Here is a 21,374-nt window from a genome sequence, read left to right as displayed (position 1 = left end):
TCCTCCTAATTAAAAACGATATACAAGGCCGTACATAATAAACATATTTATGATAAAAATTGAAAGAGCAATTGGTACTTGTGCTTTAATAACTGCATTTTTATCCTTTAGTTCTAAAAGCATTGCTGGTACGATATTAAAATTTGCTGCCATTGGAGTAAGCAGTGTTCCGCAATATCCAGCAAACATACCAAGCGCTGCCATAATCGCTGGGTTTCCGCCGTGCATTTGAACTATTAAAGGTAAGCCAATTCCGCCGGTAATAACAGCAAACGCTGCGAATGCATTTCCCATTACGACTGTGAAAAGCATCATTCCTAAACAATACGCCATAACAGCAACGAACGGATACTCTGTCGGTAACACTTGTCCGACTAAGTCTGAAACAACTTGTCCAACGCCAGACTTCGCGAATATACCACCAAGTGCTGCTAACATTTGTGGTAAAATGACAGCCCAGCCGACAGCTTGTAATAGTCTGCTTCCTTCTTGTACAGGCGTTGTTATTTTTGATTTTGTAATACGCATTGCCGCGACGAATGCGAGTAATGCACCAAGCGCTAATGCAACTAATGTTACTTTATCTGGATCAACAAGAGAGACATTTCCCCATTTAATTTCCCCTAACGTTAACGTACCGATAATTGTAAAAATAGGAATTAAAAGTGCAGGCATAAAAATTTTATTTTTTAATTTCTCAGCATGTTTCACACGTTCTTGTACTGGTACTTCTTTTTCCTGAGACTTTGTTACTTTATTTAGTGAAGCTAAAACGACCATAGTAAGCACTATACAACCAACGTAAAACGAAGGAATTATATTTCCGAATAAAAATGTAACTGCAAACAATGCCCAAAATAAACTAGAACCGAATCTGTTTGGATGTTCACGATCGAATGCGATACGAACAGCGATAAAGGCAACGATTATCCCTAATACATAATAGATTGTATCCATTGTGATGATGTTCATATTAGATTACCTCCTTCTCTTCTTTTCCTTCTGCCTTCATTGTTTTCTCTATATATTTATCAAACCTTCTAAATCTAATCCAGCTTACAATAAGTGCAGATATTGCTGTCGGAATGCCCCAAAGTGCCATATCCCATACACCGACATGCATACCTACTGAATCGAAGAATCCTTTCATTAATAAAATAGCACCAGTTGCGATGAAAATATCTTCTCCGAAAAACCAAGCTGTATTTTCCGCAGCAGCTGCGTTTGCTTTAATCTTTTCTCTTAATTTTTCAGGGAGTTTACCGTATTTACCTTGTGCGGCTCCTTCTGCCATCGGTGCAACGAGCGGTCTTACTGTTTGTGCATGACCACCAATATTCAGTCCAAGTGCTGCTGAGGATTCTCTTATCGTAAAATATGACATTAATACTCTTCCAGTTGTTGCTCCTTTTGATTTCGTTATAAGTGCTTCTGCTCTTTCTTTTAAACCGTAACGCTCTAAAATTCCGATTACCGGTAATGTTAATATAATTGGCATAGACATATATCTATTTTCTATGAAAAATTTACCGAACATACTGATCACATCATAAAAACTTAATCCTGAAACCATACCAGTAACAATACCTGCAACCATAACTACTAAAAGTGTATTTAATCTAAATAAAAAGCCCACTGCAACAAGTAATATCCCGATTAATTTCACCAATTCCAACACTTCCCCTCATTTTTTACTTCGGTACACAAATAGAAATGCCGTTAAGTTTGAATGTTCTGTATATTCTTTCTGCAAATTGCACTGCTTTTTCCCCATCACCATGTAAACAAATCGTTTGCGCCTGAACTACTACTTTCTTTCCATTGACCGAATTTACATGGCCTTCTTTCACCATTTGAAGTACTTGCTTTATCGCTTCGTCTTCATCTTTTATAAGCGCATTTTCTTCTGTACGGCTCGTTAATGTACCATCTTGCTTATATGTACGATCCGCAAAAGCCTCTTGTACGAGAGTTACTTTGTATTTTTTTGCAGCCTGTATAAATGCCTCACTATTTGCTAATCCGTAAAGTAATAGATTTGGATTACTATGATAAATTACCTTCGCAATTGCATCTGCAATTTCCGGATTAGTCGCCGCCATATTATATAGAGCACCGTGCGGTTTTACATGATGCATCTTCCCGCCAGCTGCTTTCAAAAAAGCGTCTAATGCACCGATTTGATACAATACATAGTCGTATACTTCACTTGCTGAAACATTCATGTTTCTTCTACCAAATCCAATTAAATCAGGAAATCCAGGATGCGCCCCTATTGCTACGTTATGCTCCAAAGCTTTTTCAACAGTTTGACGCATAACAGACGGATCACCTGCATGAAAACCGCAAGCAACGTTTATAGAGGAAACGAACGGAAGAATTTCATCATCATTCCCCATTTTATAAGCGCCAAAACTTTCTCCTAAATCACAATTCAAATCAATTGTAGTCATGATATTTCCCTCCTGCTCTCAGCTTCGTAAAGCGATGAATTTCTTTAATAGATTCATATTTACTTCTTGTTCTATGTACAATTGTTCCGCTTCTTCAAGCGTAATTTTCTCAAAAGAAACATAGTCCCCCGGCTTTAGCTGGGCAAGAAGAGGTAAATCTACTGAAATGATATTTCCAATTCTCGGATAGCCACCTGTCGTTTGTCTATCTGCCATTAATATAATCGGCTGTCCACCATTTGGAACTTGAATGGTTCCAAATGTAACAGGACTCGATAAAATCTCTTTTTCTTCAATCCTATTTAATACTTCTCCCTCAACTCTATAGCCCATACGGTCAGCATGATTAGATACCTTATACTCTTTCGTAAAAAATGCCTTTCTACTTTCTTCTGTAAATTGATTATATTCAAAGTCAGCTATGACACGAAGCTTAGGATGTTTCTTATACTTTGGTAGTACGCTGTTACTAATTGCCCATTTCGTTTTTATTCGCTCATCTTTTTGTAAGTCTTGAATGAAACAATTCGCCATTTCTGGTTGTGCACCAATTTGGAAGTAGTCACCCTTTTTCAACATTCTCCCTTCTATACCGCCAATCGTAGCACGTATGTACGTACTTTTACTTCCCATAGTGCGATCAATATGGATGCCACCCGCAAAAGTCACATACGCTCTGCAACCACTTTTCACCTTTCCAAAACAAAGCATACTACCTTCTTCCGCTAAAATGGGACGCCATAACGGGATACGTTCTCCATTCAATAACGGTTCCATGTCTGCTCCGCCAATCGCAAGTAAAGTCGGTTTCTTTATTAACAATTTAGGTCCCATAATCGTAATTTCGAGTCCGGCTTCATTCTCTTCATTACCAACTAACATATTGATCATCCGAAGCGCACTTTGATCCATTGCCCCGCCAACGGGTACACCGTATTGTTGATAATGTGATCGCCCTAAATCTTGGACTGTTGTAAACATTCCCGCATGCAAAACTTCTACATCCATTCTTTAGCCCCCTCAAGTGATACGTACTCTTCCTTCGTTATTGGGATAAATCGTAAATACATACCACTTTGAATATATGTTGGTATTTCTTCTTCTGGATTAAATAATGAAATAGGAGTTCTGCCGATAATATTCCATCCTCCTGGTGTTTCAAGTGGATATATACCTGTTTGATTCCCGCCAATACCCACTGAACCAGGAGAAATTTGTAACCGTGGTGTTTCTTTTCTAGGTGTTTCTAATTCTTTTGATAGTCCTCCTAGATACGGGAACCCTGGTGTAAAACCTAGCATATATACAAAATATGTAGTTTCACTATGTATTCGAACCACATCTTCTACTTGTAAACTTTTATAATGTGCGACATCTTCTAAATCAGGTCCATATTCTCCCCCGTAACAAACTGGTATAGAAATATGTTTCACATCCTGTTTTACTTCTTCTTTATTAGAATCATAAAGCTCTTTTATATACTGGCGAACATAATCATATGGTCTTTCACTTCTTTCACTTCTCTTCCATACTTTATATACATTGTAGTAAACAGCTAATGAAGTAAACGATGGAACGCACTCAATCATTCCTGCAAACGGATGTTGCTGCAGTGCTTGAAATAACCGCTGTACTTTCTCATATATATCCATCTTAATTTCTTCACCAAATGTAACAATAATTGCTTGATCCCCTAACGCAGAAAATTTCATCCTACTCCCTCTTTCTATGCCAAAAAGCCGAGTTCTTTCGAAATGCGATGTGCTGTTTCTTTCACCTTAGCGATAAAATATGAAATGTTACTTTCGCTGTACTCAATTGCTAATCCTGAAATACTAATGCCTGCTACAACCGTTCCATCACTTGCGAAAATGGGCGCTGCTATTGCGGCTGTATGATTTTCTAACTCAGAATAACTAATTGTATAGCCTTCCTTTTTTGCCATTTGCAACACTTCTAACAATTGTTTCTTATCCACGATTGTTCCATCTGCAAACTGTTTTAAATCCACTTCCTCTATGTATCTCCGTTTCTCTTCCTCAGAGAAATACGATAGTAAAATTCTTGGACATGCACCAGTATAAAGCGGTGCTCTTCTTCCAACCGCCGTATACACGCGTACCGGCTGAACACCTTCCATCTTTTCAACGTAAATTGCGTCATTACCATCTTGAATTATTAAATTAACTGCCTGTCCTAAACTATCTCTAAGTTCTTTCATATAAGGAATTGCTATATTTCTTACTGATAATCGTTGTGAAACAAGTTGACCGAACCGTAAAAATACGACCCCTAAACGATATTTCCCCTTTTCGTTTTTTTGTAAAAACGCCATCTCTTCTAACGAGCCAATTAAACGATAAACAGATGTTTTCGGCATATTGGTAAGCTGAACCATCTCAGTTAAACTTAGCTCTTCATGCTCATAAAACAACTCTAAAATATCCATTGTCTTAACTGCCGTTTTATTTATACTCATTCTATCTCCCTTTCGTTCCGAATTACGGAACTTAAATTCCGTTTTTCGAAACAAACATATAATTTAAAATTATAAAATATTCTTTCAATTCAATCAATAGATTTTAAGCAAATAAAAAAGTATGGAAGAATATCTCTCCCATACTTCACTACACTTTATAACGCTCTTACTTGTTTCAACGGCCAGAAAACAGCTTGTCCTTTTCCGACAATTTCATCTTCTGAAATAAAGCCAAACATGCGACCATCCTTAGAAACTTCACGATTATCCCCTAAAACAAATACTTGGCCTTCTGGCACTTTCGTTTTTCCTGTGATTTGTTCTAACGTAAAGTCTGGAGTTAATACACGGCCTACTGCTTTTTCTTTAAACTGTTTTAAATATGGTTCTTCCATCGCTTTGCCGTTTACATATAAAACATCATTTTTATACTCAACTGTATCGCCTGGCAAACCAATTACTCGTTTTACTAAATCGTATCCTTCTTTTCCGTGGAAGACGATAATATCAAAGCGATCTAATCCACTTATACTATAACCAATCTTATTCACGAGCACTCGTTCGTTATTTTTTAAAGTGGGCATCATTGATTCACCTTGCACTAAAGAAGGTGTAAATAAAACACCGCGAATAATAGCAATTAATACAAGGGTAAAACCTATCGTTTTAGCCCAAGAGAATAATTCTTTCTTCGTATTTTCCTTCATCGTTTCTCCTCTTTCTTAAGCACTTATTTTATGATTTTAACTAATTCTTGTACTAAATTAGGGTCTATTTCAGAAAAACATGATTTTCCTTCTCTTACCGCTGTACCGACATGAGCTTGCGAAATTCCAGTTTCATCTAGCAATCGCTTTATATTTTCTTTCGTCACGCCAGCTCCAGCTACAAGCTGAATTTGACCATCACTTACCTTTTGCATTTCTGTAAGCACCGGAATATTCTCTACTATATTTCCTTGTCCACCTGAAGTTAAAACGTGAGTCACTTTATGAAACTTCTTTAAAGTGTTCATCGCTTCTACTGGATTTTCTATATCATCTATCGCACGGTGGTACGTTACATTTATTCCATCTACAACAGATAGTAAATCCGCTAATTTCTCTTCATCCACTTCATTTCGTTCGCTTAATACGCCTAATACTACACCAGCTGCTCCTAACTTCTGTGCAACTATAATATCTTCTTTCATCATTTCAATTTCTTCTTCCGTATATGTAAAAGACTTCGCATGCGGACGAATCATAACATGAATTGGTATACTTACCGCTTCTACCGCTTTTTTTATAAAAGCATAACTCGGTGTTAAACCACCTTCTGTATAAGATGAAATTAATTCAATCCGCTTCCCGCCAGCGCTTTCAATTCGTTTTACATCTTCTAAACATGTTGCAATAACCTCTAGCATGAGATGACCTCTTTTCGTGCTTTTTTCTTATTATAACATTAGTAAAAATAAGAAGCCTAGCTTTCTCCTTTAAAACTTAAAAAAGAAGAATAAAAAGAAAGATTTTTTTATTGGCAACAATTATTGGTAACATCCTATTATTCATGTACACTCCTACCATAATGAAAAAAACCCGTCATTTTGACGGACTTTTCTAATTTCAAGCTTTTCTTTCCTCAGTTTTCATATCAATGCCTAATTGATCTTCCAATAACTTTACACCTTTCTTTGTAAGATGGACAGCTCGGTTCTTATCCGTTTTGGTAATCCATCCCTGTTCAAAAAGCAGTTTTGCAATTGCAGACCCTAACCAACCGGAAATATGGTAACGCCGTTCACTCCAATCAAGGCAAGGTTTTGCAAATACCCTCCTTTTTGTATCTGCCTCATCAACATTTATTCCAAAATTCAGAAACCATTTCTTACCTTGTTCCGTTACAATGTATTCTCCATCCTCTAAAATTATAAATTGCCTATCTAGTAATTTTTCAGTTATCTCTACACCGAGTTTGCCTGCAAGATGATCATAACAAGTTCGAGCATAACGAATTTGTTTTAGTTGACCTGATTGTTTTAAAGAGCGAACTTGAACTGTTGGTGCGATTGTCCCTAACTTTTCAAGCACTTCTGCAACTTCTTGATTAGCAAGTCGATAGTAACGATGTCTACCATGTTGTTCAACTGTAAGTAAATTCCCTTCTACTAATTTAGAAAGATGAGAACTAATTGTTGGATGTGACACTTTTGCCATATAAGCCAATTCACTAGCGGGTAGTGCCTGATTATTCATTAGACAATCTAATATGATTGCTCTTGTAGGTTCAGCAATTAGTTTAGCTATATATGAGATATTCGGATATACATTCATATTTCGATGATACCCTAACTATTAAATTGATACAATTATTTTAAGTTTAATAGTAAAGGAGAATTTATTATGAATGCAATTGATCTTAGTATATTAAATTTGAAAGAAACGAGAAGGCGCTCAGAAAAATTATGGAATTCTCTTCCTAATAATTTTCTTAATTGGAAGCCTGATCCTGAGGCTATGTCTTTTGGTGAGATGATTCGTCATGTATGGAGTTCAACTTTTTACTACCATATGATTATAAAAAACAACGGTTCAATAAACGACATACGTATCACGTATGATGACGAGCCGATTACTTGTGTAAAAAAAGAAATTGAATTGGCACAATCATACTTTACTGACTTCATAGAATATGTTCAATCAATAAGCATAGCCGAGCTAGATTCAAGACTTATTGATAGAAGCGATGTTGGCTATCAACGATATTTAGGCGATATGCTATTACGAATTGCCTATCATGATGCGGTCCATGCAGGTCAATTTTTACAATATTTACGAATGGTAAACTTAGAAAGACCATTAATTTGGGATTAAATACGAAAAATGTTTATACAGCCTCCAAACTGGCATTACAATAAGAATTTTTCAACAAGAAACAATCACAAACCATGATAATCATTTATATTAAAAACCTACATCTCAACTAAGTACTTCATACACATAAAAAGCACGGGTTTGATTACTAATCAAACCCGTGCTTTCAAAACAACTATAATATCCACAAACAATAAAATGTAAAATTTAAAAACTACGACCGAAACGCCGCATCCGCCAACATAGACAATGTTGCATCATCCATCGGTGGATTGTGTAATCCTGCTCTGACATTTAAATAGTAACGATGGAGCGGATTTTTTTCTGATAAACTTTTTGCTCCTACGATGCGCATCGATTTATCCACTATAGATATCGCCGCATTTGTTACGGCGTATTTCACGGCTGCTAATTCTGCTTGCAGTGATAGTTTATCTTCTGCCTCATCGTACTTTTTCGCAATTTGATATAAAAAGACACGAGCCTGCATAAGCTCAAGTTCTAATTCTCCAATTAATTTTCTAACATTTGGCAATAAACTAATAGAATGGTTTAAACTGTTTGGCTTGTATGATTCCGCAAATTGAACTGCATAATTTCTTGCTGATTGTGCAATTCCTAAATAACATGCTGGTATATGTAGCAACCAGCCAACACCCTTTTGTTTTACTTTCCCGCCTTTTATATCTGTAAAAAAGCGACTTTCTATCTCTACATTTTGTAAGACAAGGTCGTGGCTAGCAGTCCCTCGCATTGCAACGCTATCCCACGTTTCTTCAATAGATACACCGAGTGTATTTCTTGGAATAACAAACTCACCAACTTCTTCTTGGCCTTCCATACTTGCTGAAATAATAAAATAATCAAGTACTGGCGCCATCGTTGTAAAAGTTTTTCTTCCATTTATAACCCACTTCTCGCCTTGTTGAACCGCTATTGTTTCTGGTTTGCCGCCACGCGTCGGACTCCCTGTTTTCGGTTCTGTTGCTGCCCTGTTAAAGAGCGCACCATTACGTACTTCTTCGCAAAACCATTTGAACATCTCATCATTCCAAGAGCGATTTTCCGCTAGCTCTTTCACAATGCCAAGATGCCAGCCAATCGATAATGCAGTAGCTCCGCAGCCTTCCGCGATTTTCTCTTGAAATAAAACAAAGTCATATAAAGAAATCGCACTACCACCAAATTCCTTCGGTAATGTTAATTTCGTATATCCGATATCTTTCAAATCATTTATATTTTCATACGGAAATGATCCTAATTCACTTAGCTGATGCTCCCTTTCCATGAACTTCGGAATCAATTTATTTATTTGTGCAATAATGAAAGATTGTTCTTCTGTTTCAACAAATGAGAGTGCCATACTATAATCTCCTTTATGTTCGATTCATCAACCGCTCACTTTTTCATTATGATTATATGAAGCTACCTCTCTATTGTTTCACTATTCCGATAAAAATACAATGTTTTTGACTAATAAGAAAAGTTCCTATTTAAGGATAGGTTCTTTTCTTATGTTAATCTCCCTTCAATGCCTTTAATGGCAAAGAGGTTACATATCCAATATACGAGAATAATTCTTTAAAGAAGAATGGAATTTCTGTGTCTAACGTTTTATATGCTGATGTCGGCGTTGGTGAAGCATACGCTTCAATATTAATATGTTTTGCAATTCTCATTGCGCGCTTCATATGAAGTGGATCACTTACAATCGTGTATGTGCGTATTCCGTTCTCTATTCCAACTTGCTTCGCATTTTTTAAATTTTCTTCAGTGAAAAGGGATTTAGTTTCAATTAAAATATCTTCCTCTTTTACACCTTGTTTCATTGCATATACTCTTGCAGTACGTGCTTCCTCAAGTTCTGCCTCGAACTTTGTACCACCTGTAAAAATAATCTTTTTAATATTTCCGTTCTTATATAAAGAAATCGCATGATTAATTCTTTCTTTAAATACAGGAGATGGTTTTCCGTTCCACGAAGCTGCTCCTAGTACGATACCAGCATCCGTTTTCACGTCATCATTTGCTTTAAAACGATAACTCCAAATATCGTAAGCTGCATAACTTACATATAAAATAGCAGAACAAATCATTAGTAAAAATACTTGAAAGATTCGTCTTTTCTTACTCTTCTTATTCTCTTTCATTTGTAATTGCCTCCGTACATCATCCATACTTCTATAAAAAACATTTATATCAAATCGTTTTGTTTGAGTTTATTTAAAAGAAGGAACTTTACTTGTTATTTATATATAAAAGGGTTTTCATTTAAAATTGAGGATTATCAATTCATTTTCATTTGCGGTTTTCATTACATTTTTTAAATTCATAAGTTTATTACCATACAACTACATTGTAACGAATTTTTTCTCAGAAGGGAACGATGAAACAAAAGGAATTAAAATAAAGTAGCATTTTGTAAGAAAAAAGGTATATTTTTCATACCTCACGAACAATATACCTTTCAAAACACGAATTATAACTTTTCTTTATATAACTCTAATTTTTCTAACAATTGTTCTTTTACGCCTGGCCATTCACTCGAGATAATACTGTACACCACCGCATCTCTCACATAACCATTCGGTAATTTTCTTTCATTTCTAAGCACACCCTCTTTTACTGCGCCTAATCTTTCAATTGCTCGTTGTGCTTTTTCATTTCTTGCATCCGTCTTAATTTGTACCCTAAGCATATGCAGTTTTTCAAAAGCATACTGGAGAAGCATATACTTACACTCTGTATTTATACTCGTACGTTGCACACTCGGATGATACCACGTTTGCCCTAACTCAACTGTCTTATCTTCTACTGAAATATTATATAAACGTGTACTTCCTACAATCTTATTCGTCTGTTGATCTACGACTACGAAAGGTATTTGAGTACCTCTTCCGTAACCCTTTATCGCTTTTTGAACGTATTGTTGCATATCTTGCACACTATCCATTTTAGAGATTAAATACGCCCAAATATCCCGATTTCCTTCTACAATCGAAAACAAAGTTTCGACATCAGTATTATCCATTAACCGCAACTTTGCTCTTTCGTGAATAAATTCCATTTGTAAGCCCCCTTTGTTGTTACTATATCATAAGAATTAAAAACGTATTATAAGAATAAAAAAATATAATAAAAAAATTCTTTTCAAATATATTCTTCTCGTATTATACGGTAGGAAGACTCATCAGTAACCCTTAAAAAAAGCTTTTCATAATTTCCAATAAATCCTATATAATGATAAACGGGAGGGGATAAAAAATGTTAGATCAAATTACTTGGGGAACGCCAGGCAGCTTATTATGCTTAGGGTTCTTTTTTGCGGGACTAGGAATCTTCTTAAGAAGCGTTACGTCATATACGAAAAATAAATAAAAATATCCCGCTTTTAAACAAAAGAAGCCCTCTTTTTACAGACGGCTTCTTTTTTATAACTTTATCTTATTAAAACTTCAAAGCAACAAATAAGCAATCGGCGTAATGATAAGCAACGTTAAAATCGTTCTCTGCACATATAAAATAATAAGTTCAGATACTTTTAACGGAATATCTGTTGATAATATACAAGGAATGGAAGCAGAGAAAAACAGTATAGATGATACGGAAACAACTGCAATAACAAACTTTGTCACAAGTGGTGCACTTACTACTAATAATGACGGTAAAAACATTTCTGCAATACCAACTGATGCGGCTTTAGCAGCTAATTCTGCTTCCGGTAATTGTAATAGCCATGTAAATGGATAGAAAATATAACTAATCCAATCAAATATTGGCGTGAACTTCGCTAAGACGATACCAATTAATCCTACTGACATAATAGATGGTAAAATTCCCATCGTCATAATAAATCCATCTTTTAAATTCACTGGAATGTTTTTCATAATGCTCGGTGCAGATTTTGATACTTCTAACGCATCTTCCCAAGCACGTTCTAACATTTTCTCTTTATAAACAGGCTCTGGGAACCCTTCTTCTGTTACATATGTATCTGGTTTTCTACTGAGGGGCGGGATTCTTACGGTGATAGCAGTCACGATGAATGTTACAACAAGTGTAGTCCAAAAATAAACATTCCATAAATGCATAATATCTAATGTTTTTGCGATGATGATCATAAATGTAGCGGATACTGTAGAAAATCCTGTAGCGATAATCGCCGCTTCTTTTGTCGTATACTTTCCTTCTTTATACACGCGATTCGTAATAAGGAGAGCAAGCGAATAACTTCCAACGAAGGACGCAACTGCATCGATTGCCGATCTCCCCGGCGTATTCCATAATGGCCTCATAATCGGACGACAGAATGTACCGATAAATTCAAGCAATCCATATCCGACTAATAACGCTAAAAACGCCGAGCCAATTGGAACGAGCAAACTTACTGATATGACTAGCTTCTCATATAAAAACGTTCCAACATCTGGCGCAAAGAACCAAGCTGGTCCTACTTTTAAACAATATAATATGCCAAAAACAACGCCAACTACTTTTAAAATAGAAAAACAAATGTCTACGATAGATGCATTCCATTTCTTCGTATAAAATGGATAAATCGCACCAATCGCCATAACGAACAATGCATAATAAGGTACTACGCCTGGAACCGAAGCCCTAATCCACGATACGATATGATCAATCATAATAGACGATGCACCGTTTATCGTAACAGGAACGAAAAACATAAACACCCCAACGAGACTAGCAAGTATAAACCGAAGAATAATCCCCTTCTCTCGCCCTGTCTTAATTACATTACTCTTTAATTCAATTTCACTCAAAATTCGACACCTCCTATTATCTAAATATTCTGTATAATTATGTTATATTCCTTCTTTCCATTTCTACTATTTAATCATATGAAAAAGCCTATTTTAAAATAGGCTTTTCTATTACCTCTCATAATCATCCACAATCACTTGAATGATACGATACGATTCTTCTGCTACTTTTTCATTACTATCCCTATTCGCATCATATGTAATTAACGCCTTCCAAAGAGCCCATCCTCTCGCTCTATTCCACTTTTCTTCATCCATGCGTAATACTTCTTTAAATACATTTCTACTATTTTCATCAAAAAACGTCCACGCCATCGCTGCATCACAAGCAGGATCTCCTACACCTAAAATACCAAAATCAATTACAGCACAAAGTTTTCCCTCTTTAACGAGTAAATTCCCCGGTGCTACATCTCCATGAATCCAAACTGGCTTACGGTCCCATGTTGAACTAAGTGCTACATTCCAAAGGTGCTTTAATAATGCCTCGTCAAAAACATCCTTATTATTTTCAATAGCAACTCTCGCCTCTTCATCATATACAGATATAAGTCCGCCTCGGTAAAAATTATGTGTTCCAGCTAAAGGTCCGTTACTCGCATTAATAGATTGCAATTCTACTAAAAAAGATCCTAAGTCCGCCGCAAATTCATTTAAATCCCGAACGTTTTGTTTCGTAACTGTTTCTCCCTCTATCCACTTATTAATAGACCAAGGCAATGGATACGCTTCAGACGGATTTCCTTTCGCAAGTGGGGTAGAAATCGGTAAAGAAAGCCCCTTACTTAATAGTGGTAACCACTTATTTTCTTTCTCTACTTGCGGTGCATATGCCACATCACTTGGCAATCTTACACTCATCTCATCCCCTAAGTGAAACGTCCTATTATCATGCCCACTAAACTTTACAGGTTTCACTTCTAAATGGGCCCATTCAGGAAACTGTTCCTGTATTAACTTTTTAACTAAACTTACATTAATTGGATGCATTCACATTCTCCTTTTCTTTTGAAACTTACTAAGCCCATCCGTACTCCCAACATATTCAAAACTATTTTTCTTATAAAAATCATTCAACGTACGATTATGCCCACGCAATCTAACTTCAAATACTCTTTGTCATGTTGTACATTCTCTTCTATCCACTGTAAAATCCATTCGCCAATTCCGTTCCCCTTATACTTCCGTTTCACCGCAAATCTATGAATATATAATGAATTAGAAACTTCCTCTTTACCAAAAATATGTTCATCCCATTCATTTTGTTTAGGAGAAACTGTAACCGTACCAACTATTTCATCTTCTTTCAGAACAACATATGTATATTTCTCTCTTATACATTCTATTATTTCAGCCGTAGCTTCCTCTCCTAAAAGATACTGCCACTGATCCACTTCTTTATATTGTAGCCATTGTGCTACCTCTTTTAATAAAAGGATAATACTATCACTTTCATTTTCAGTAGCAATTCGAATTGCATATTCTTTACTTATATTGCTCTCCATATTGCCTTTCCCCTTTCAAATTGCTACCATACTGACAAACGAGTCCTTCCATCATTTTCATCTGTAATATATTCTACATAAAATCCTTGATTCACTGCGTTTTCATACATCATTTCAATCTCTTCTTGGTTTTTCGCATAAATTTGTATATACTCACCATCCGCTACTAATACGACTACTTCACACTTACTCTCCTTAAATTCTTCAAATGTTGCAATTTCTCCTAGTACCTCTCCTTTTGGACATGCTTTTAGATCTAAAAATAAAAGATAATATATGTTATCTTTTATTAGCTTTTTTAATTCTGATCCTTCCATGATCTCGTTATCTTCTGAAAATAATTCTGGACCTAATTCATTCCCTATTATTATATAAGCTTCCTCCCTTCCCATGACTTGCCAATCAAATACAGTAATATCAATTGGCTTTAATACTTTCCAAAGTAAATTATCATATCCATCTAGAATATCTACTGTAATCCCTCTTTTCATATGTCTGCTCCTAACTTATTCATTTTCATTTCATACATTATATATCAAATGTAATTACTATATTTTGTCGATACATATGTACATCATAAAAAACCGCTCCACTACTAGCGAAACGGTTTCCTTCTGCTTACATTTAAATATTTTATTCAATTGTTGCACTACGTTTTAAAATGTTTTCTAATATATGCACCACATTAGCCGTTCATTCTTAATGCTCACTTCGACTTCAGGAAGTAATATAAAAACCATACTGCATGATTTTGTTCATCTTGTATAGCAAACTCTAATCCTTGTAAATACGTATTCGAACAGTTTTCAGTAATTTGTGCTTTCGGCTGCCTGCCAGTTAAGTTCGTATAAATTTGTACAAAGTTGTGGAAATGCTTTATTTCATCATTACGAATTTCAAAAATTTATTTTTGTTCTACTTGATTTGGAGCCATATTCGCTAATTTTGCATAGCAGCTTATAGCGCTATACTCTCCATTTATAGCTTTTTCAATATCACTAATCAACTTATCATTTTGTCTATACCAATCATAATAATTCGAATTATACATCGTATCCCTTCATACTTTCGCTTAACATTTTATGCATTTAGAAATAGTAGGAGCCTATGTATATAACGGGACGGCTTTAGATTGAAAGAAAAGTTTGAGAAAAGGGTCTATTTTGCAAAGGAATTGCTTATTCATAAAGTGAAGCTATATTCAGTGGGGATTTTACTACACGACAAATAGCGGATAAAATATCACTATTTTTTTGTACGCTGTTGCTATAAATTCGCGAATGAATCAGGTTTCCAACCAGATGTGGTGTTGAGATGCGAAGCTATTATGAATCCAGTCATATAACTAGGAGGTACCACTATGCCATCTTTATTTAAAACTATGGCCTTCCAGCTGAAAACCGAAAGACTTGAGCTTAGTATGTGGGAGGAATCCGATTCCGTTTGGCTGAGCAAATTAATTGGCGAACGTGGCGTGGACATTCCAGCCGTTGATTCCGTTCGTAACCGGCTCATTGAGATGCGCAAGAAGGCAGACGAAAATGGCATTTCTCTTCTCACTATTCGAAGGCGCAATGAAGGTGATTTCATCGGATACTGTGGCTTAATTATTGGACGTTCCACAATTGAAGAGCCGGAGGTTGCATACGAGTTGTTCCGTAGCGTTCATGGTAAAGGTTATGCGACTGAGGCGGCATCTATTGTACTGGACGCAGCGATTGCTACTGGGCGCCAAAGACTTTGGTCGACTGTAGGTGCTTGGAATATCGCTTCCCTCCGGGTACTAGAAAAGATAGGATTTAAGCGTCATCACAGTACGTGGGATGATGAACGTGGTGAGATTGTTTGGAACGTACGCGATTTTTAGAGATTCCGACTTAATTCTAAACAATACACTTTTCAACAATCAGGCATTTACATTGAGAAAAAATCAAAAACAAGCCGTTTCACTAATTAGTGAAACAGCTTGTTTTTAAGCATTCAATTCTGTTTCATGCCCTTTTACTACACTACGTTTGAGTGCAGTTGCTAATATAGTAACCATACTTACTATACCAATCCAAACGAGTACAGTAACAGGAGTATTCCAACTTAACCCTTTTCCGAAGAAGAAGATTTCTCTTAGGCCTTCAATCATAAATTTCATTGGTAACCATGAGTAAACCCAGTCTTGATAAAACGGAGACAACATCTCAGGTGCTAACGATAATAACGGCGCCCCGAAGAATAGTAATAAAGCGAATAAACCGATCCCTTTTAGCCCAACTAATGAAAGTACCGCAGATATCATTAAGAAGAAACTAAAAGAAGTAATGGATAAGAATAGAGCTGTATCCGTGAAGTTCGAGATATTTAACCCTACCATCCCATCCGCAATCCATGTAAGACCAAACCCAATTACAAGTGTCGCAATAATACTTAACTTCTTATATGGCATCTGCGCATATAGGTGTCATCCAACAATGGTTAAATAATGGACAAAAAGAAACACCTGAGGAGATTGCTCGCTTTTTATCAACAATCGCAGTTCATGGTCCTTTTTATGCGGCTGGTTTAAAGAAATGAGTTGTTGCAAAATAAAAGATCATCCACTATTTATAGCGGATGATCTTTTATTTCATTACAACACTTCAATATACCCTTCTGTTCCATGTACCCGTATTCGTTGCCCATCTTTTATTAATTTCGTAGCATTCTCTACCCCGACAACTGCTGGTAATCCATATTCACGTGCGATAACCGCTCCATGGGTCATCAGCCCGCCGACTTCAGTGACTAATCCTTTTATAGATACAAATAATGGTGTCCAGCCAGGATCAGTAAACGCAGTAACTAATATATCTCCTTCTTCTAAATTCGCTTCTTCCATGTTTAAAATAACGCGAGCTCTTCCCTCAATCACTCCTGAAGAAACAGGCAGGCCTACAATCGCGTCAGCTGGAAGGTTTTCACGTTTATATTTACCTGTAATGATTTCTCCATCAGACGTCATTACACGCGGAGGCGTTAGTTTTTCATATAATTTATAATCATTTTTTTGTTTATGAATAATTTCGTAATCTAGTTTCTTCGTGCGAACAACTTCGTGAAGCTCTTCAAAAGTTAAATAGTAAATATCATCAACTTCATGAATGACACCGCTCTGCACAAGTTGCTCAGCTTCTTTCAATAACGCCTGCTTATATATGAAATAACGATTAATCATACCGTATTTTGGATATTCACGATAGCCAATAAAATTACGGATATTACGAATCATTCGCTTCGTTTCTTCTACTTTTTGTTTACTATCCGGCACGTGCTGCAATCGGTCTAATAATTCTTCTTCTTTTTTCAAAGCTTCTTGCAGTCCTTCTTCAAACTTCCGCTTACTCGCACCATATTCAAAGTCTCTTATATTATTTAATATCATTGGGATAATGGTTGTTGGCTTCTCACTCCAGCGCGTTTTCGTAATGTCGATTTCTCCGCTACATCTCATTCCATATTTATTTAGGAAAGCAATGATTGTATCTCGAGTTTTTTCTCCGCCGTTATACTGAACAAGTTCATCTAAAAAGTTATCCTCTTCTACATGTTGTAAATACGCAATAACTTCTGGATACGGCCGAATCACATCAGCAACATCCATTAATGCTAGCCCCATTTCTGACGTAATATTATTTTGTACCGATTGAGAAAGCGCGTCTGCTACATTCTTTTCGCCTAGCCATTGCTCCATTTTTTCATTGATCCAAGCCGAAGCATTCATACCTGCCATAATGACCGCTATACTTTGCGGGTTAAATAATACTTTCTTTAATTGCTGAATGTCTTCCAAAATAAAATCAAGTACATCCACCCTTGATTTCGTTTGCATGTTTCGCTTTAACTCTTCGATTGATGCTTCACTATTTTTTATTAAATCTGTAACGATTGCTGGATCAATTTCGATTTCTGGTTGCGAACTTACTGGTGGCTTACTTTTACTAGCACTCTTTTCTTTTTCTTCATCCGGTAATAATTTAATAAAATAATCTCGTTCGATTATAGTCGTTAATGCATCTCTTACGAGTGGATCCGATTTCCCTAAAGTGTTTACTAAATAATCTCTGCTAGCAGGTAAAGCTAATTGTTGCGTAGCATCAACAAACAGCCTTCCTCCCGCTTTGCGCATAGGAGCATTAGTCGTTAACAAGAAAAAGGATAAACCTAATGGTTTCATCGCATCGGTCATCATTTGTTGGTGACCAACTGATATATAAACGTGATTTCCCCCATCATTTACTTCTGGAATTGGATATAAAGTCGTAATTGGCCTGCTTTGGACTATATAAAATGTATCATCAACTAAGCACCATTCAATATCTTGCGGACAACCAAAATAAGCTTCGATTTGTCTTCCGATGCGTGCTAGTTGTAAAATCTGTTGTTCAGTAAGTGTTTGAACTTTTTGCTTATTAGGAGTAATTTTCTTTCTCTCTGTTCCGCCTTCTTTTCGTCCATAGATGGCTAATTTTTTCGTTGCGATGACCTTTTCGACGATTTCGTCTTCTATTACCTTATAATTATCTGCAGAAACCAATCCAGATACTAGCGCTTCGCCAAGTCCAAAGCTGGCATCGATTGACAACACCTTCCTATTCGAAGTAATCGGATCCGCAGTAAATAAAATCCCTGAAGCCACAGGGAAAACCATTTTTTGAATGACAACACATATAGAAACTTGATTATGATCAAAACCGTTTTGCATTCGGTATATAACCGCTCGATCTGTAAATAAAGAAGCCCAGCATTTTTTAATATGCTGCAAAATGTTTTCTTTTCCAATAATATTTAAATACGTATCTTGTTGACCAGCAAACGAGGCATACAGTAAATCTTCAGCAGTAGCACTCGAACGCACTGCATACCCATGTTCATCGCCAAAGTGCGAGAGATAATGAGCTACTGATTCCACTACATCAACTGGAATTTCCACCGCCATAATGACTGCTCTAATCTTCTTACTAATTTCACCAATTTGATCTCGTTCCTCAATTTTTAGCATTTTTAATTGATTCAACAAAGTTTGAAATGCTTCATTTTTTCCGATGGCCTGTTCATACCCTACCGTTGTAACACAAAAACCTTCTGGCACTTGTATCCCTTGAATATTGGATAACTCCCCTAAATTCAATCCTTTTCCACCAACGAGAAAAAGCTGTGTTTTTTCTATTTCCTGAAAACCGAGAACGAAAGAACTCATTTGGCACCTCTCCTTACTATTCATGTGTTCTTGATTGTAACAGTAGTAAATGAGAAGAAACAGTCTATTTCGAACTTGATTTACATGATATAATTAAGTTAGGAAGAGATTAAAAAATGCCCCAGTTGCATAATGAAGTAACTGGGGCTCCTTATTTCCGCTCAATTTTAAATTATAATTTATTCACAACTAACTTCAATGTACTTCTGTTTTTCTCCTTTTTTATAACACGCCATTAATTATCACACACAATTCTTACCTCGACAAATAGTATATAACTCGAAATACGCTTTAGTTTAACCTCCTGTGAGCCTTTTCACAGGAGGTTTTATACATACATATATTATTTATAATGAATTAGTTCTCACACTTTCCAAAAAAAGGATGATTGTATTGGAAATGAAAAAACTTCAAGGAATTTATGATGATGTTATTAGTTTAGGGGAAAATTGTTATACCGCTATCCATCTGAAAAAATATAGGCTGCGGAAATATTCAGGTCCTCTAGATTGGTTTGAATCACCGAATCTTTCTTCTATCAACACATTATTGAAAAATAATTTTATAGACTTTATGGATTTAAAAAACAGATACAACCTGTTTTTTCTCATATTATAAAAGACACAAAATATAACGTAACATCTTATCATGATTTCCCTGTTATTCCAAATGAAGATTGGTTCATCACATACCATGATTTTAAACAAAAATTAGATCGAAGAATTGATAACTTTTACGAAAAAATTCATCATTCACAATCCATTTTATTTGTTAGATGGGGCGGAAACTTGACTGAAGCACTAGAATTACAAACCGTTTTATCGAATATTGTTAAAAATAATTTTAAGATTCTTTTACTCTATCCAACAGGACTTGAAAATGAAATAAACGAATTAGAATGGGGGCTTGATCATGTTTTCCCTATTCAAGTTTCAAGTAATTATCAAAATAAAAGAACTTGGTATATCCTCTTAAAAGATATACACTTAAACTCAAAATAATAGTAGAAACTACGACTTTACAATCAATATTTTTTGTTTGCACTTTATATAAATTGATATGTCTCCACCTTAATTCTAGGAGTAAATTATTGTTTTTTTAATCCCCCACTCATTCTTTTCTCAAATCCTCCAAAATGGATTTGAGAAATTAGGGAACTATAATGTCGTATTAACATATAGTAAGGGGGATAAAAAGTGGACAATGAGATGAATTATGGAAGTGATTATAAGTTTATTCCAGCAACTTCAATTGAAAGTGGTCATGGCATCGAAGTATTGCCTGATTTATTTTGCTACACGATTCAAATCGTCAACATATGTTTTGTTGGGAATCCGCATACCGATGATTTTGTTTTAGTTGACGCTGGAATGCCTAAATGTGCAAATGAAATTATCTCTATCGCTGAGAATCGATTTGGTACCAATAGTCGCCCAAAAGCAATTATTTTAACTCACGGCCATTTTGATCATGTTGGAGGAATAATTGAACTCATTAAATATTGGGATGTTCCAGTCTATGCCCATCAAATGGAGATACCGTTTTTGACTGGACAACAAAGCTATCCTGAACCAGATCCAACAGTTGAAGGTGGTATGGTAGCGAAAATGTCTCCCCTGTTCCCTAATGAACCGATTGATTTAGGAAATAGCGTAAAAGCACTACCTACCGATGGAACTGTTCCCCATATGCCAGAGTTTAGATGGATTCATACATCAGGGCATACTCCTGGGCATATTTCATTATTCAGAGAGAAAGACCGAACTTTAATTGCTGGGGACGCTTTTGTTACAGTGAAACAGGAGTATCTGTATAAAGTAATAACTCAAGAACAGGAAATAAGCGGACCCCCTCGTTATTTAACAACAGACTGGAAAGCAGCTAAAGAATCAGTCATTAAATTAGAAGAATTAAAGCCTCTAGTCGCTATTACTGGACATGGGATACCAATGTCAGGTGAATTGCTATCAACAAGCCTCAATACACTGGTTCAAGAATTTGATAAAATTGCTACACCTGATTATGGAAAATATGTAGATAAAAACATAAATTAAACAAAAAACTAAAATGT

Annotated in this window: 19 protein-coding genes and 5 pseudogenes; 5 read left to right on the top strand and 19 right to left on the bottom strand. The window is 35.9% G+C overall.

The window, feature by feature from the left end; genetic code table 11:
* Positions 1-9: 9 nt before the first annotated feature.
* The 9 genes from ACTFRH_RS13375 to ACTFRH_RS13335 form a co-directional block, all read right to left on the bottom strand.
* Positions 10-972, bottom strand: a complete 963-nt coding sequence (locus tag ACTFRH_RS13375) for a DUF979 domain-containing protein (RefSeq protein WP_001021648.1) — start codon at positions 970-972, stop codon at positions 10-12.
* 1 nt (position 973) lies between these two features.
* Entirely contained in the window at positions 974-1,669 is a 696-nt protein-coding gene (locus ACTFRH_RS13370; protein ID WP_000239810.1) for a DUF969 domain-containing protein, read from the bottom strand.
* A 22-nt stretch (positions 1,670-1,691) separates the two neighbouring features.
* A complete protein-coding gene (gene pxpA / locus ACTFRH_RS13365) occupies positions 1,692-2,453 on the bottom strand; it encodes a 5-oxoprolinase subunit PxpA (protein ID WP_000207322.1) in 762 nt (253 codons plus the stop codon).
* An 18-nt stretch (positions 2,454-2,471) separates the two neighbouring features.
* The gene (locus ACTFRH_RS13360) at positions 2,472-3,461 is read right to left on the bottom strand and encodes a biotin-dependent carboxyltransferase family protein (protein ID WP_000382224.1); all 990 of its coding nucleotides are present in this window, start codon (positions 3,459-3,461) and stop codon (positions 2,472-2,474) included.
* Positions 3,452-4,165: a 5-oxoprolinase subunit PxpB gene (gene pxpB, locus ACTFRH_RS13355; RefSeq protein ID WP_000672269.1), complete on the bottom strand. Its 714-nt coding sequence runs from the start codon at positions 4,163-4,165 to the stop codon at positions 3,452-3,454. Before pxpB ends, ACTFRH_RS13360 begins: the two co-directional genes overlap by 10 nt.
* 14 nt (positions 4,166-4,179) lie before the next feature.
* Positions 4,180-4,932: an IclR family transcriptional regulator gene (locus tag ACTFRH_RS13350; RefSeq protein ID WP_000026351.1), complete on the bottom strand. Its 753-nt coding sequence runs from the start codon at positions 4,930-4,932 to the stop codon at positions 4,180-4,182.
* A 155-nt stretch (positions 4,933-5,087) separates the two neighbouring features.
* Positions 5,088-5,639 carry a signal peptidase I gene (lepB, locus tag ACTFRH_RS13345; protein WP_000662502.1) on the bottom strand — a complete coding sequence of 184 codons (552 nt, stop codon included), beginning with the start codon at positions 5,637-5,639 and terminating at the stop codon, positions 5,088-5,090.
* A 23-nt stretch (positions 5,640-5,662) separates the two neighbouring features.
* On the bottom strand, positions 5,663-6,340 hold the full coding sequence (locus ACTFRH_RS13340) for a copper homeostasis protein CutC (protein WP_000895114.1): 678 nt from the start codon (positions 6,338-6,340) through the stop codon (positions 5,663-5,665).
* A 199-nt stretch (positions 6,341-6,539) separates the two neighbouring features.
* A complete protein-coding gene (locus ACTFRH_RS13335) occupies positions 6,540-7,247 on the bottom strand; it encodes an ArsR/SmtB family transcription factor (RefSeq protein ID WP_001103802.1) in 708 nt (235 codons plus the stop codon).
* A 69-nt stretch (positions 7,248-7,316) separates the two neighbouring features.
* On the opposite strand from ACTFRH_RS13335, the gene ACTFRH_RS13330 reads away from it, so the two are divergent.
* Positions 7,317-7,787, top strand: coding sequence for a DinB family protein (locus ACTFRH_RS13330; protein WP_000991285.1), 471 nt, complete (start codon positions 7,317-7,319; stop codon positions 7,785-7,787).
* 214 nt (positions 7,788-8,001) lie between these two features.
* Here ACTFRH_RS13330 and ACTFRH_RS13325 read toward each other — a convergent pair whose 3' ends face one another.
* The 8 genes and pseudogenes from ACTFRH_RS13325 to ACTFRH_RS13290 all read right to left on the bottom strand — a co-directional run bounded on the left by ACTFRH_RS13325 (position 8,002) and on the right by ACTFRH_RS13290 (position 15,127).
* A complete protein-coding gene (locus tag ACTFRH_RS13325; RefSeq protein ID WP_001218340.1) occupies positions 8,002-9,150 on the bottom strand; it encodes an acyl-CoA dehydrogenase family protein in 1,149 nt (382 codons plus the stop codon).
* Positions 9,151-9,304: 154 nt separating this feature from the next.
* Complete coding sequence (locus tag ACTFRH_RS13320; protein WP_000662216.1) at positions 9,305-9,937, bottom strand: YdcF family protein; 633 nt, start codon at positions 9,935-9,937, stop codon at positions 9,305-9,307.
* A gap of 329 nt (positions 9,938-10,266) precedes the next feature.
* Positions 10,267-10,854 (bottom strand): GNAT family N-acetyltransferase, encoded by a 588-nt coding sequence (locus ACTFRH_RS13315; RefSeq protein ID WP_000394342.1) that lies wholly within the window; start codon positions 10,852-10,854, stop codon positions 10,267-10,269.
* A gap of 388 nt (positions 10,855-11,242) precedes the next feature.
* The gene (locus ACTFRH_RS13310; RefSeq protein WP_001289423.1) at positions 11,243-12,571 is read right to left on the bottom strand and encodes a YjiH family protein; all 1,329 of its coding nucleotides are present in this window, start codon (positions 12,569-12,571) and stop codon (positions 11,243-11,245) included.
* Positions 12,572-12,682: 111 nt separating this feature from the next.
* A complete protein-coding gene (locus tag ACTFRH_RS13305) occupies positions 12,683-13,561 on the bottom strand; it encodes an aminoglycoside phosphotransferase family protein (protein WP_000553384.1) in 879 nt (292 codons plus the stop codon).
* Positions 13,562-14,076, bottom strand: a pseudogene (locus ACTFRH_RS13300) (GNAT family N-acetyltransferase). It abuts the gene before it with no gap.
* Positions 14,077-14,099: 23 nt separating this feature from the next.
* The gene (locus ACTFRH_RS13295) at positions 14,100-14,567 is read right to left on the bottom strand and encodes a DUF2691 family protein (RefSeq protein ID WP_000820197.1); all 468 of its coding nucleotides are present in this window, start codon (positions 14,565-14,567) and stop codon (positions 14,100-14,102) included.
* 215 nt (positions 14,568-14,782) lie between these two features.
* Positions 14,783-15,127: pseudogene (locus tag ACTFRH_RS13290) on the bottom strand (ferritin-like domain-containing protein).
* A 309-nt stretch (positions 15,128-15,436) separates the two neighbouring features.
* On the opposite strand from ACTFRH_RS13290, the gene ACTFRH_RS13285 reads away from it, so the two are divergent.
* The gene (locus tag ACTFRH_RS13285; RefSeq protein WP_001139525.1) at positions 15,437-15,943 is read left to right on the top strand and encodes a GNAT family N-acetyltransferase; all 507 of its coding nucleotides are present in this window, start codon (positions 15,437-15,439) and stop codon (positions 15,941-15,943) included.
* A 105-nt stretch (positions 15,944-16,048) separates the two neighbouring features.
* On the opposite strand, the pseudogene ACTFRH_RS13280 reads toward ACTFRH_RS13285, so the two are convergent.
* Positions 16,049-16,489 (bottom strand): annotated as a pseudogene (locus ACTFRH_RS13280) (phage infection protein); the annotation flags it as partial.
* Positions 16,490-16,491: 2 nt separating this feature from the next.
* Here ACTFRH_RS13280 and ACTFRH_RS13275 point away from each other — a divergent pair.
* Positions 16,492-16,641 (top strand): annotated as a pseudogene (locus tag ACTFRH_RS13275) (TetR-like C-terminal domain-containing protein); the annotation flags it as partial.
* Between the two features lie 55 nt (positions 16,642-16,696).
* On the opposite strand, the gene ppsA reads toward ACTFRH_RS13275, so the two are convergent.
* The gene (gene ppsA, locus ACTFRH_RS13270; RefSeq protein WP_000094227.1) at positions 16,697-19,303 is read right to left on the bottom strand and encodes a phosphoenolpyruvate synthase; all 2,607 of its coding nucleotides are present in this window, start codon (positions 19,301-19,303) and stop codon (positions 16,697-16,699) included.
* Positions 19,304-19,687: 384 nt separating this feature from the next.
* On the opposite strand from ppsA, the pseudogene ACTFRH_RS13265 reads away from it, so the two are divergent.
* Both ACTFRH_RS13265 and ACTFRH_RS13260 read left to right on the top strand, forming a co-directional pair.
* Positions 19,688-20,304: pseudogene (locus ACTFRH_RS13265) on the top strand (DUF1796 family putative cysteine peptidase).
* 195 nt (positions 20,305-20,499) lie between these two features.
* Positions 20,500-21,357, top strand: coding sequence for an MBL fold metallo-hydrolase (locus ACTFRH_RS13260; protein WP_000368279.1), 858 nt, complete (start codon positions 20,500-20,502; stop codon positions 21,355-21,357).
* The last annotated feature ends 17 nt before the right edge of the window (positions 21,358-21,374 follow it).

This window comes from Bacillus cereus group sp. MYBK216-1 (genome assembly GCF_051916495.1).
Classification (GTDB): domain Bacteria; phylum Bacillota; class Bacilli; order Bacillales; family Bacillaceae_G; genus Bacillus_A; species Bacillus_A thuringiensis_K.
Note: the sequence above shows the minus strand (reverse complement) of the source record. Positions and strands in the feature narration are given on the sequence as shown.

What these genes read in the sequence shown, in the direction of transcription:
- pxpB (WP_000672269.1), bottom strand. Translation starts at nt 4,165, where the DNA reads ATGAAATTTTCTGCGTTAGGGGATCAAGCAATTATTGTTACATTTGGT.
- ppsA (WP_000094227.1), bottom strand. Translation starts at nt 19,303, where the DNA reads ATGAGTTCTTTCGTTCTCGGTTTTCAGGAAATAGAAAAAACACAGCTT.
- pxpA (WP_000207322.1), bottom strand. Translation starts at nt 2,453, where the DNA reads ATGACTACAATTGATTTGAATTGTGATTTAGGAGAAAGTTTTGGCGCT.
- ACTFRH_RS13350 (WP_000026351.1), bottom strand. Translation starts at nt 4,932, where the DNA reads ATGAGTATAAATAAAACGGCAGTTAAGACAATGGATATTTTAGAGTTG.
- ACTFRH_RS13320 (WP_000662216.1), bottom strand. Translation starts at nt 9,937, where the DNA reads ATGAAAGAGAATAAGAAGAGTAAGAAAAGACGAATCTTTCAAGTATTT.
- ACTFRH_RS13305 (WP_000553384.1), bottom strand. Translation starts at nt 13,561, where the DNA reads ATGCATCCAATTAATGTAAGTTTAGTTAAAAAGTTAATACAGGAACAG.
- ACTFRH_RS13285 (WP_001139525.1), top strand. Translation starts at nt 15,437, where the DNA reads ATGCCATCTTTATTTAAAACTATGGCCTTCCAGCTGAAAACCGAAAGA.
- ACTFRH_RS13315 (WP_000394342.1), bottom strand. Translation starts at nt 10,854, where the DNA reads ATGGAATTTATTCACGAAAGAGCAAAGTTGCGGTTAATGGATAATACT.
- ACTFRH_RS13330 (WP_000991285.1), top strand. Translation starts at nt 7,317, where the DNA reads ATGAATGCAATTGATCTTAGTATATTAAATTTGAAAGAAACGAGAAGG.
- ACTFRH_RS13325 (WP_001218340.1), bottom strand. Translation starts at nt 9,150, where the DNA reads ATGGCACTCTCATTTGTTGAAACAGAAGAACAATCTTTCATTATTGCA.
- ACTFRH_RS13340 (WP_000895114.1), bottom strand. Translation starts at nt 6,340, where the DNA reads ATGCTAGAGGTTATTGCAACATGTTTAGAAGATGTAAAACGAATTGAA.
- ACTFRH_RS13335 (WP_001103802.1), bottom strand. Translation starts at nt 7,247, where the DNA reads ATGAATGTATATCCGAATATCTCATATATAGCTAAACTAATTGCTGAA.
- lepB (WP_000662502.1), bottom strand. Translation starts at nt 5,639, where the DNA reads ATGAAGGAAAATACGAAGAAAGAATTATTCTCTTGGGCTAAAACGATA.
- ACTFRH_RS13375 (WP_001021648.1), bottom strand. Translation starts at nt 972, where the DNA reads ATGAACATCATCACAATGGATACAATCTATTATGTATTAGGGATAATC.
- ACTFRH_RS13295 (WP_000820197.1), bottom strand. Translation starts at nt 14,567, where the DNA reads ATGAAAAGAGGGATTACAGTAGATATTCTAGATGGATATGATAATTTA.
- ACTFRH_RS13360 (WP_000382224.1), bottom strand. Translation starts at nt 3,461, where the DNA reads ATGGATGTAGAAGTTTTGCATGCGGGAATGTTTACAACAGTCCAAGAT.